The organism is Prevotella sp. HUN102 (assembly GCF_000688375.1).
In the GTDB taxonomy this organism is placed as follows: domain Bacteria; phylum Bacteroidota; class Bacteroidia; order Bacteroidales; family Bacteroidaceae; genus Prevotella.
Genome location: NZ_JIAF01000004.1, coordinates 2193792 through 2205779, shown reverse-complemented (window position 1 = coordinate 2205779; position 11988 = coordinate 2193792). Strand labels below are relative to the sequence as shown.

Annotated in this window: 11 protein-coding genes and 1 pseudogene; 5 read left to right on the top strand and 7 right to left on the bottom strand. The window is 44.4% G+C overall.

The window, feature by feature from the left end:
• Positions 1 to 20 precede the first annotated feature (20 nt).
• The 4 genes from P150_RS0114880 (at position 21) to P150_RS0114865 (ending at position 4645) form a co-directional block, all read left to right on the top strand.
• Entirely contained in the window at positions 21 to 215 is a 195-nt protein-coding gene (locus P150_RS0114880) for a hypothetical protein (RefSeq protein ID WP_028898395.1), read from the top strand.
• Between the two features lie 416 nt (positions 216 to 631).
• On the top strand, positions 632 to 1942 hold the full coding sequence (locus P150_RS0114875; protein ID WP_081819344.1) for a radical SAM protein: 1311 nt from the start codon (positions 632 to 634) through the stop codon (positions 1940 to 1942).
• A complete protein-coding gene (locus tag P150_RS0114870; RefSeq protein WP_036932247.1) occupies positions 1939 to 4158 on the top strand; it encodes a peptidase domain-containing ABC transporter in 2220 nt (739 codons plus the stop codon). The genes P150_RS0114875 and P150_RS0114870 overlap by 4 nt, the downstream gene beginning before the upstream one ends.
• A 1-nt stretch (position 4159) precedes the next feature.
• Positions 4160 to 4645, top strand: a complete 486-nt coding sequence (locus P150_RS0114865; RefSeq protein ID WP_028898392.1) for a hypothetical protein — start codon at positions 4160 to 4162, stop codon at positions 4643 to 4645.
• 16 nt (positions 4646 to 4661) lie between these two features.
• Here the strand turns inward: P150_RS0114865 and P150_RS0114860 are convergent, their stop codons facing one another.
• From P150_RS0114860 to P150_RS0114830, 7 genes are all read right to left on the bottom strand, one after another.
• Positions 4662 to 5087, bottom strand: a complete 426-nt coding sequence (locus P150_RS0114860) for a hypothetical protein (protein ID WP_028898391.1) — start codon at positions 5085 to 5087, stop codon at positions 4662 to 4664.
• Positions 5088 to 5298: 211 nt separating this feature from the next.
• Entirely contained in the window at positions 5299 to 5805 is a 507-nt protein-coding gene (locus tag P150_RS0114855; RefSeq protein ID WP_028898390.1) for a DUF3408 domain-containing protein, read from the bottom strand.
• Entirely contained in the window at positions 5793 to 6107 is a 315-nt protein-coding gene (locus P150_RS0114850; protein WP_028898389.1) for a helix-turn-helix domain-containing protein, read from the bottom strand. The genes P150_RS0114855 and P150_RS0114850 overlap by 13 nt, the downstream gene beginning before the upstream one ends.
• Before the next feature lie 20 nt (positions 6108 to 6127).
• The gene (locus P150_RS17260) at positions 6128 to 6397 is read right to left on the bottom strand and encodes a helix-turn-helix domain-containing protein (RefSeq protein ID WP_081819342.1); all 270 of its coding nucleotides are present in this window, start codon (positions 6395 to 6397) and stop codon (positions 6128 to 6130) included.
• Positions 6398 to 7076: 679 nt separating this feature from the next.
• On the bottom strand, positions 7077 to 7544 hold the full coding sequence (locus P150_RS0114840) for a DUF1896 domain-containing protein (RefSeq protein ID WP_028898387.1): 468 nt from the start codon (positions 7542 to 7544) through the stop codon (positions 7077 to 7079).
• Between the two features lie 52 nt (positions 7545 to 7596).
• Positions 7597 to 8865 carry a site-specific integrase gene (locus P150_RS0114835; RefSeq protein ID WP_028898386.1) on the bottom strand — a complete coding sequence of 423 codons (1269 nt, stop codon included), beginning with the start codon at positions 8863 to 8865 and terminating at the stop codon, positions 7597 to 7599.
• Positions 8866 to 8869: 4 nt separating this feature from the next.
• The gene (locus P150_RS0114830) at positions 8870 to 10090 is read right to left on the bottom strand and encodes a site-specific integrase (RefSeq protein ID WP_028898385.1); all 1221 of its coding nucleotides are present in this window, start codon (positions 10088 to 10090) and stop codon (positions 8870 to 8872) included.
• Between the two features lie 289 nt (positions 10091 to 10379).
• Here P150_RS0114830 and P150_RS0114825 point away from each other — a divergent pair.
• Positions 10380 to 11987, top strand: a pseudogene (locus tag P150_RS0114825) (helicase-related protein); the annotation flags it as partial.
• Position 11988 lies beyond the last annotated feature (1 nt).

Sequence of the window (11988 nt, the reverse complement as noted above, 5' to 3'; positions counted from 1 at the left end):
CCAATTAATATTAAAAGAAAATGAGTACAAAAAACAATCAGAGTTTGGTATCTGCTGTAAATGTAGAACCATTGCACCAAGATGAAGCGAACAAGTTGTCAGGTGGTTTCCAGACCCTTGAATCAACCAACGCCACCAGCGATTCAGAGGCAACCAATGTCGGATACTGCGGACATACACATTCCGAGGACACCAACATAGGCGTGTGCATGTAATAACATTGTCAAACCAATTAATATTAAAAGAAAATGAGTACAAAAACCAATCAGAGTTTGGTATCTGCTGTAAATGTAGAACCATTGCACCAAGATGAAGCGAACAAGTTGTCAGGTGGTTTCCAGACCCTTGAATCAACCAATGTCACCAGCGACTCAGAGGCAACCAATGTCGGATACTGTGGACATACACATTCCGAGGATACAAATATTGGATATTGTAGTTAGCTTCTATCTAATTTTTAATGTTTTGCAAAATTGCATAGCTAAATTTTAAAGGAATCTGAAATATAATTTTAAATTCCTCTAAAGTGATTATAAAACGTGATTCTTATGATATTTTCAAGATTTATCGAATAATAATCCGATAAATCTTGAAAAATAAGTAAGATCTAAAAATATAAGGAGCATTATAAATGAAACTAAGTAGATATAATACATTTTTCGTTACAAATGGTTCACATGTCGGATATAACAGCTTGTCTGATACATTTATTTTGATGAGCGATGAACTATATTTATTACTTGTTCCATTCCTGGAGGAAAAGAAATCTTTGGAGTTAATTAAAGATATTCATCCAACTTTATCTACAGAACTTGTGAAGAAAGGATTCATTGTAGATGACAATCTTGATGAACTGACAACTGCTTTAAAAATCGCTCAAAAAACAGATGATGATAATAATCAATATTCTATTATCGTTAATCCTACAATGAACTGTAATTTCAAATGTTGGTATTGTTATGAATCTCATATTGTTGGTTCAAAGATGTCTACAAAAACGATAGACGCAATAAAGGCACATATTAGTAAAGTTCTACAAAATAAGGCAATTAAGCGCATTCATATCGGATGGTTTGGGGGAGAACCACTTCTCTATTACAAATCTGTTATGCAACCCCTACTCAAGTACACAAAAGAAATCTCGGAATGTAAGGATGTAAGCTTTATTTCAAATGCTACCACCAATGGTTTTCTTCTTACTGATAGTATTATTGACAACTTCAAAAAATATCATTTGGAAAATCTTCAAATTACGTTAGATGGTAATAGGGAAAGACATAATAGCGTCCGAAATTGTAAAAATTTAAAATTAGGAACTTATGATGCAATCATTCAAAATATAAAAAAATGTGCTCAAAAGGGTGTATCAGTGCGTGTCCGGATTAATATTTCAAATGAAACTCTAAATGGTCTAAAAGACATCATTAATGACTTTGCGCATTTTACGAATGATGAAAAGAGATACATATGTTTCTCATTTCATGAAGTTTGGCAAGAAAAGATATATATGTATGAGCAAATAACTTCTGTCATTGAACTTTTTAGAGTAAAAGGATTCCAAGTTTTATACAAAAGTGAACATTCAAGGTCTATCTTTAATACCTGCTATGCCGATAAACGGAATCAAGTAACAATAAACTATAATGGTGATATCTTTAAGTGCACGGCAAGAAGCTTTAATTCCCTTAATAGAGAGGGATATTTGCTAGATAATGGCGATATTATATGGAATGAAAAATATTCTAAACGCTTTTCATTTGATCTTCGTACCAGAAACAAAGCTTGCATGGAATGTGCTATATTTCCTATGTGCAATGGAGGATGTTCTCAACACCGTGTAGAAAATGAAAAAGTTCCATACTGTGTATTTGATTTTTCAGAGAGTAAAAAAGTTGACTTTCTAAAAGATAAATTTATAACAAGAAAGAATACTATAAAATGAAAAAAATCCCCCTTATACTCCAACAAGATGCAATGGATTGCGGACCATCGTGTTTGGCAATGATCTGTAGTTATTATGGGCAACAGATTAGCTGTAAACAACTACGTAAGATCTGCTCATTAGGGAAAGCAGGGGTGTCTATTCTTGGTATCAGTAAAGCTGCGGAAATAATTGGACTTAAGACGGTCGGAGGTCGATTAAGTTTTGATACACTTGCAATTGAACTTCCTTTGCCCTGCATCGTTCATTGGAATCAGAATCACTTTGTGGTTGTTTATAAGATAAAGAAACGCAGAGGTAATCGATATGAAGTTTATGTGGCAGATCCTGGAAAAGGACTTATAACCTATACCAAGGAGGAATTCTGCGAGCATTGGGTGAGTACTAAGACCAACGGCGAGGAGAAAGGTATTGCCCTTCTTCTTGAACCGACAGAACAGTTTTATGCTCAAAACGACACGAAAGCAGTGCCGACTCAAAGGCGAGTGAAATTTCTCTGGAGCTATCTCAAGAAATACAAGCGTTTCTTTACGCAACTCATTCTCGGTTTGTTACTCGGCTCACTCCTGCAACTTGTCTTTCCATTCCTCACCCAAGCTATTGTAGATACAGGTATAGGGGGAAAGGATGTCGGCTTTGTGTGGTTGGTGCTGCTGGCAGAGATGATGCTTCTTTTCAGCCGTACCGCCATTGACTTTATCCGATCAAAGATACTCCTGCACATCTCCACCCGTATCAACATCTCGCTCATCTCAGACTTCTTCATCAAGCTGATGAAACTACCGATGAAGTTCTTCGATACCAAGCTGATGGGCGACCTTTTGCAACGCATTGAAGACCATCGCCGTGTTGAGCAGTTTCTTACCTCAAGCAGTCTAAGTCTGCTCTTCTCTTTCTTCACATTTCTGATCTTCGGTGTCGTTCTTGCAGTCTATAATCTCGGCATCTTCCTTGTCTTCTTGTTTGGGACATCGCTTTACGCAGGCTGGATCATCCTCTTCCTCAAAAAACGCAGACAGCTCGACTATAAATACTTCGAGCAGGCTGGACGCAACCGTAATGTAACCTACCAGCTCATTGGCGGTATGCAGGAAATCAAGCTGCAGGGATGCGAGCAGCGCAAACGTTGGGAATGGGAGGACGTACAAGCCGACCTGTTTAAGGTCAATCTGCAATCGCTCAATCTGCAACAAGTGCAACAGGCAGGAAGCATCACCATCAACGAGGTAAAAAACATTTTAATTACCGTTCTCGCTGCCACAACCGTGATACACGGAAATATGACGCTCGGTATGATGCTGGCGGTGCAGTACATCATCGGACAGCTCAACAGCCCTGTGGAACAACTTATTCAGTTTATCTACTCATGGCAAGACGTAAGCATCAGCCTTGACCGCATGAACGAAATCCACACCGAGACCAACGAGGAAAATGTCGAACGGACACGTACCGCCTATACGGACACGACCACCGAAGGACATTCTCTCACGATAAAAGACCTATCCTTCAAATACGACATCTACAGTCCGAAAGATGTTCTGTCTAATATCAATCTTTCTATTCCCAACGGCAAGGTGACTGCCATCGTGGGGGCGAGCGGAAGTGGAAAGACCACGCTCATCAAACTTCTGCTTGGCTTCTATGAACCATTGAAAGGAGCAATCCGGATAGGCGATGCCAACCTAAATGAATTTAACCTTGGTTGGTGGCGCAGTCAATGCGGAGCCGTTATGCAGGAGGGATATCTCTTCTCCGATACCATTGCGAGAAACATCGCTATATCTGACGATGAGCCCGACATCGAACGTATCCGCCATGCTGCCCGTGTGGCAAACATCGCTGACTACATCGAAGCCCTGCCTTTGGCTTACAACACGATGATAGGACAGGACGGTCAGGGCATCAGTCAGGGACAACGGCAACGCATTTTGATAGCGAGGGTAGTCTATAAGAATCCTATGTTCGTCTTCTTGGACGAAGCCACCAATGCCCTTGATGCCAACAATGAGCGAGCCATCACCGAAAACCTCTCGGATTTCTATAAAGGAAAAACTGTTATTGTGGTGGCACACCGCCTCTCCACCGTCCGCAATGCCGACCAGATTGTGGTGCTTGACGAAGGAAAAATAGCAGAAGTGGGAACACACGAGGAACTCACGTCCAAACGTGGCAAATACTTTGCCTTAGTGAAAAACCAATTAGAATTGGGTAACTGATATGGAAAAACAGGAAAATAAACAGGAACGGAGTTTTGAGCTCCGCAGCGAAAAAGTACGAAGTATCGTGGGACAGATACCCTCATCTCTCGTTCGTTATGGTATTACTGCCATAGGAGCTGTTTTGCTTTGTCTGTTAGCCGTAACCTATTTCCTACCTTATAAACAAGTGTATTTGGGAACGGCTACCGTACACGGAGCAACAACCGCAACACTAACGGACAGCACAGATATAACCATCTTATTAAAGTTCGAAAATAAACGCCCAGACAATGTAAACGGACAAATGATTTGTCTGCAATCTCCCTATGGAACGTTTGCAGGGCAAATACAGGACCTTTCTTCTGTCCGTGACACATTGGAGCGTCAGGAAGTCCTTTGCCGTTTCAAGCCGACAGAGATAAAATCTGTAGAAAACCAAACGGTGGACTTTCAGATAGTACATTCATCGGGCAATCTGCTGCGAAAAATGCTTGGAGGAATATAATTCCATCCTACATTCCTTATCTCTCTCGATAGTCAATGGTTAAACTCACTGCTTTCTCTTGCAAGGCAGTGAGTTCTTTTGTTAGCTGGATAAGTTCCTGCAACAAAGCCCTTACGCTTTTCTCTGCCGTATAAAGGTGCATTAAGCGGATGACTTGATTATAGTTTGTACCAATCTTATGTATTTGGGCTGTGAGTTCGGAGAGCTTGCGGTAATACTCCACGGCGGATTTATCCACCGTTATCACCTTGAAATGCTCTCCAAGGATACGGGCACGAACGAAATCGGACTTGCTCACTGCCCCCGACTTGTTGTACAGGTCAATGGCACGCAGTTGGTCTTTTACATCGGGCATACGGGTGTCCCACCGGTCCCAATGGGGAACTTCTACTATGTTTCGGTGTCCGTAACGATTCTCATTGGCTATTTCTAATTTTGGCATAATCTTAATTGTTTTGTTTGTTGTCTAATCACGACTTTGGAGTGATTTAATCCCCTTTCGGGGCAAGGGCTTTTTGTGGGACAAACGGTAGTTTGTCGGACAAAGACACACCTTGCTGATGTAGAAAATCGGATTATAAGCCCATGCCGTGTTACTGCATTCATTGAATACAGTAACTCGGCGTAGGCTTGCATTCGATGAATGCAGTACTTCAGAGTTTCCGCCATCTTTCCACATCATCTTTGTATTGGTCGAGATGTTCTCGAAGCACCTGCTCCACATAGCCTGAAACACTTGCTCCCTGCTCACCGATTTTCCTCACTACGAAGTCCAAATTTCGTTGAGTTTCCTCTGATACATACACGGCTTTGCGGTGGCTGTTGCGAAAGGGCTGGAGATATTTCCCCTGAAACTCGGATAATTGCTTCCTGTCCCTTGTTTTTCCCATTCGTTGATGATTCTCTTCGGTAGAAGTAGCCCTTTCCGTTGGTGACAACCCTGTTTCTTGATTGGACGATTGAGAATAGTCCTTGTGACTCTCCTTGTCATTTTGTTCCTCAACTTTAACAGGCTCAAATCTTTTCTTTTCCTCTTCATAATCTACGGGCTGGTCAAAATCGGGCAACTCTTCGGGCTTGCGGAGTTTAACGCCATAATTGCCCATATCTCGAAGGGCTTGTTCCAGACGTTGTTTCCTTTGTTCATCTATTCTTGCCATAATTTCTTGGGTATTGCGTTATAATGTCTTTCAAGCATTGTTTGTATGTCGCTCTGTTTGTAAAGTATCTTCCCTCCGATTTTGTAGAAAGGAAGTATTCCTGCATTTCTGTACTCTTGGAGCGTACGTGTGCTGAGCCGTAATTGGCTGCAAACCTCCTCGCCAGTGAGGTAAACCTCTCCGCCTAACATCGGACGGGCTGTAGAACAATAACGCTCCAGTTTCTTCAAAGTACCCTCCATCAACTGTGCAAACATCTGCATTTGAGGGCCTTGCTGTGTAATGATTTCCTTCTCTTCCATAGTTCATTCTGTGTTTGATTTCATTCATTGTTTGCATTCAGTAACTTTGCGATGTCGCTCTCCTTATAATAGCATTTATGCCCAATGATGGAGAAGGGTATTTTACCCGTGTCGCGATAGGATTGCAGGGTGCGTTTGCTGATGCCGAGCCTGCGGCATACGGCTTCATTGTCGAGCCATTCGTCCGTTTCGGGCGGATTGCCGATAAGCTGTTCAATACTGTGGATAAAGTCTGCAAATTCGGAGCAGTGCCGCTCCCACGCTTTGCGGTCGATGATAATGAGTTTCATTGCCTTGATTTTGTTTTGATTACTTTATTGTTACTCGGCAAACAAACTGTTATGCAGTCCATTGCCGTACTTATCGAGTGCAAAAGTAAACCCTCGGAAGCATCGCTGCAAGAAATGAGGAAAAGCAGGGAAATTGAGAGAAAACAAGAGAAAAGATCAAAGGAGATCCATCTGTGTTATTGCGGTAATGAGATGAGGTGCCGGCTCTTTCCTTTTATTATTTTGTTGTTTTATCGATAGTTCGACAAATCGACAAATCGAGAAGTCGAAGTGTCTATAGATAGTTTTATCGATAGATTATTTTGACAATATATAGTTTTGACAACAGATAGTCATGACAACAAATTGTACAAACAAAAGATAGTCCGTATTATCGTCAGTCCTATCTGTTGTTGGTTGTTACGCCTTGCGTCCAAAGAGCCTGAGTATGCCGTATTCTTGTCGTGCCTATACTCTCTTACGGCAGCCCTGCCCTGCAAGGTTGGAAGAGATGAATACGACCGCACGAATATTGAAAATGGCAATACCAACTTGAAAAGAAAAATCCTGCGGTGGAGATTCTTCTCTCCATCCGCAGGACTTGACCTTGTCAGGGCAGATTGGCTGCCGTTGTACCTTTGCACGATAAGAAACGGCATCAGGGACTTTGCGTGTGCCTTTGCTTACAACGCCTTTGGGCTTACCCCTCCGTCTGACCGATTATTGACAGATGATTGCTCTCGATGAGCAGCACTATCGTGCCTGTGAGTTCGGTGTAAAGACGGTCGTATTGCTCGTCAGAAGCCAATGTGTCCGTCAAGCCGAACTTGGCGAATGTGGCTTGAACAGCCTTATTCGACAACAATATGGTTGCGAGTCTTTCAGGAAGCGGTGCAGGCAGTTCCCTTTCAAACTCGTTTTCCAACACAGATACAAGCGTATCGTACTTGGAAAAGTGCAAGCCTTGATACAAGACCTCGCTTGCCATGCTTTCCGCTTCGGGGTGCGTGAAACCTTGCGCCACGGCATCGCAGTAAGCTGTGAGAGCCATATCTGCCCGTGCGGTAATAAACTCCGTATCTTGCAATCTTTTAGGATGATGCTCACTCATATAGCTTTCCAATTTCAATCGAAAGTAGGAAAGTTCCTGTTTGTTGTTATCTTTCATAATCGTTTTGTCTTTAATCGTGAATAATAAATGGTTGGCAATTACTTCCTTTTTATGCTTGTTGCAATGGAACGTTCTGCCGTGCTATCGACTCACAATAACCTTCAAATACAGTATGCTCCCTGTCTGTGAGTGCAGTCATATCCTCCTGTATCTTATGGTCGGTTATCTTTCCGTAGATTTGTGTCGTACCGATATTGCTGTGTCCGAGCATCTTGCTGAGCGTTTCCATCGAAATACCATTGGAAAGGCAAATCGTGGTTGAGAATGTGTGGCGAGCCATGTGAAAGGTCAAGCCTTTCTCTATCCGGCATATCTGCCCGATGTTCACACACGCAAAGGATGCTTTCCTTATTGTAAGATTGGGAAATATCAAGTCGTCTGCTTTCTTGTCCTTGATATAGAGCGAAAGGATTTGCTTGGCAATGGGCAGGAGTGGAATGATGGCTTCCACGTCCGTTTTCTGCCTTTTGATTCGGATTTCCTGTGTACCGTCAGCATTACAGATGATGTGCTTTGGTTTGAGCCGTTGCATGTCCACACGAGCCAATCCTGTAAAAGCGCAGAAAAGGAATAGTTGTCTTGCACGCTCAAACTGTCTGTCAATGATGGGTGTTTGCAGTACCCGCTGCAGTTCTTCCGTTGTGAGATAACGCCTTGTGCGGTGTGGAAGTTCCGCCTTGTAATCCGCAAACGGATCGATGCGGATATACTTCTTCTGCTGACCGATGCCGATGAGCTTTCTTAGGAAGATGACCACAATCTGAATGGTGGCAAGGGAGAGGTTGCGCTCACTTTTTAGGTAGAAGTCCATCCCCTCGATAAAGCCGTAGTCCAACTGTGGGTAGCGAATATCCTCCAGCCCCAAGCGTTCACGCATATAAGCCTCTATGAGTTGTGTGGCATAGATGTAGTTGGCAAAGGTAGGCTTGGCAACCGTTATTCCCACACAAGGACGTTTTTCCTCTATGAAAAGTCGTGCTTCCTCCAAAAGAAAACCTTTGGGCTTGTCTTCTTCCATGAGTTCACGCTTCAGCAGCTCGGCAGTGATATAGCCACGCTGCCAGACCAATTCTTGATACTTGCCTTTGGACTGTTCCTCTTTGGTTTGCAAATAGCGGTTAATTTCCTTTGTTTCTTCGTCCGTTCCTTTGCACCGCCCCTTGCGACTGTCCCAAAGTTCTGGAGCGGTTTCCTTTCCTGTGCTATACTGTACTTGTTCTCCGTCTATGGTGATGCGTCCCATAATCGGGCATTTGCCGTTCTTTTTCTCTTTGGAACGGTTGATATAAAAGAGTGTCTTGAATGTACTTCGTGCCATAAGTTCAAAGTTTTAAGGTGAATGTATCTTGTATTCGTTGCTGTATCGTCTGCATATCCCGATGGATTCTCCCGGAGGAAACCGCGGCATATACCTGTGTTGTTCTCAGGTTGGTGTGTCCGAGCATACGGCTCACCGTTTCAATAGGTACACCTGCCGAGAGTGTGATAAGCGATGCAAAGGTATGGCGAGCCATGTGGAAGGTCAGCGGAGTTTCCATGCCGATGTTTCTCTGTATGTGGTGCATGCCGTTGTGGATGATGTCGGTAGTCGGCACGTCAAAGACAAACCCTGCACGCTTTCCCCTGTACCGCTCCATTATCGCCCAAGCAGGAGGAAGTACTTGTACACGGTACGGGGTCTTGGTTTTCATGCGTCTGCCTTTGATGCAGAGTTCACCCTCTTCCAAGACAATATTTTCCTCTTTGAGATTGCGGACATCGGAGATTGCCAGTCCTGAAAAGCAGGAGAAGACGAACAAATCACGGACAACACGGTAGTTCTCCCATTCAATCTCCAAGTCGATGATATGCCCAAGTTCTTCCTGCGTGATACTTCTCGGTTCGCCCTTTGGTCGCTCGTAACTGTAGCCCAAGAACGGATAGAAGTCCAGCACGCCTTTCTTCACCGCCATGCGGATGATGGTCTGCAAGGTGGACAAGGCACTCGATACGCTGCTGCGTTTCAGTCTGCGGTCGATGGTGAGATAATACTCGAAGCCCTCGATAAAGGCTTTGTCCAACTGTGAAAGGGGGATGTCGCTTACTTTATGCTTTTTCTGCACATACTCACGAAGCAAGGAGAGTTGGTAGGTACGGAGTTTGAACGTCTTCAAGGCTCGGTCGATGCCTATGCGCTCCTTTGTCTGTGTGAGATACTCCCCGAAACTCTCCAAGAGCAGGGCATGGCAGTGGATTTTCCCCTGATAGGCATCCCTTACGTCTGTGGCGGTGAAGCATTCTTTCCTTTCACCGAGTTCGTGAAATCGTGCGTGGATGAGTGCGGTGCATTCACCGAGTTTCTGATTGACGGACACCGCTATTGCACTCTTGCCGATGAGCCGTTGCTTGCGGCTGTCCCAAAGAGCGAGCGGAGTCTTGCACTTGGTAGAGAAGCCCGAATGGGTTCTGCCAACGGAGATGCGCCCGATGACAGGCACAAGTCCTTGCTTGTCGGTTCGTTTCGCCTGAACGAAGAACGATACTTTCAGTTTGTTTTCCTTCATTTTTTCTGTCGTTTTTTCCTAAGTTACCTTTGCTTGCAAAGGTACAGATGAACAAGTCTTTTTGAGCGATGCAGAAAAATGAAAGATAAGGAATAAAAAACTATGATACAGTCGTTTACATTCAATTCGTAACCCCTTTTTGCTTTTTCCTCGATGGGTTACGATTTGGTAACGGAACTCCTGCCGTTTGATGCTCGTTTTTGCTTACTCTCAAAATAGTAAGAAAATTCTAAATGATGATATTTCAAATAGTTACATTCCTTGCCTTTCCCTTTGTTTCCTCTAATTCTTAACCACTGATTATGCGAGGAAGATGAGTTTGGATCTGAGGCTTATTGACCCCGACAGGTACGGAGATCATGTGGACAACAAGGCTTCCCACTGTGCCGCCAAGATTGCGGAGTACTACCGTAAGTTCAATGAGCAGAAAGGAACGCAGTTTGTATTCAGCGACCTCGGCACTTATAAGCCCAGCGAATGGAATCCTTATTCCGAAATCAAGCGCAAGTTGGTAGAAGATCACGGCATTCCCGCTCAGGAGATACGCTTTATTCAGGAAGCCAAGACCGACAAAGCTCGAAAGACGCTCATTGCGGGAATGAATGAAGGTACAATCCGTGTATTGTTCGGTTCCACTTCTATGCTCGGCACGGGCGTGAATGCCCAGAAGCGTGCCGTTGCCATTCATCATCTGGACACACCGTGGCGTCCTTCCGACTTGGAGCAGAGGGACGGAAGAGCCGTGCGTAAGGGTAACGAGGTAGCCAAATTTCATGCGGACAACAAGGTGGATGTCATCATCTACGCCGTGGAGAAGTCGCTTGACAGCTATAAATTCAACTTGTTGCACAACAAGCAACTCTTCATCGAACAGCTTAAAAACAACCGTATGGGTAGCCGTACCATTGATGAGGGAAGTATGGACGAGAAATCAGGAATGAATTTTTCCGAATACGTTGCCATCCTCTCCGGAAATACCGATTTGTTGGAAAAGGCAAAGTTGGAAAAGAAGATTGCGGGTTTGGACAGCGAACGGCAGGCGTTCATTCGCAGTAAGTCATCCTCCCGAAGCCGATTGGACGAAGTTATGAGAACGGTGGACGGAAACAAGGAATTGATAGCCCGTTTCCAAAGCGACTGGGACTTGTATCAAAGCCGTGTACAGAAAGACAAAGAGGGAAACACACTCAACCCGATAACACTCAAAGGAGTGGAAGGCAGCGACCCGAAACGCATTGCTGCCAAACTCGCGGAAATCAACGAGAAAGCCTGCACACGGGGAGAGTATTTCAATATCGGAACACTCTACGGATTTAACCTCGTGGTCAAGACGGAGTCTTCCTCCAAGGACCTTTTCGACCTTTCGCAGAACAAGTTCTTCGTGATGGGAGAAAGCGGAATGAAGTACAGCTACAACAACGGCAGGATAGCGGCAGACCCGCAACTCGCCTGTATGAATTTCCTGAATGCCTTGGAGAAGATACCCGGCTTGATTGAGAGGTTTAAGGCTGACACGGAAAAGATAGCCAAGGATATTCCTGTTTTGCAGGAGGTCGTGAACGGCTCTTGGAAGAAGGAAGAGCAGCTCAAAGACCTCAAAACGGAACTTGCCGCCCTTGACCGCAAGATACAGCTTTCCCTAAAACCGATTGAGCAGGGAGAGAGTGATCAAGAAGGTGCGGAGATGATGCAGGACAGCGCAGGAAAGACGGAAGAAATGGAACGGTCACGTCCGATTGAGCCGACTGTCACCGCTCCCTCCGTCAGCACCTCTGCGGCTCAAACCGACAGACCGTTGGAAAGCAGCGGGCAGAGTATCTCCGCTACACAGCCCTCTATGGACGGACTGCCGCCGTCTCTGGCAGAAAAGGTGTTTATCGTCAGACCGAAAATCTAAA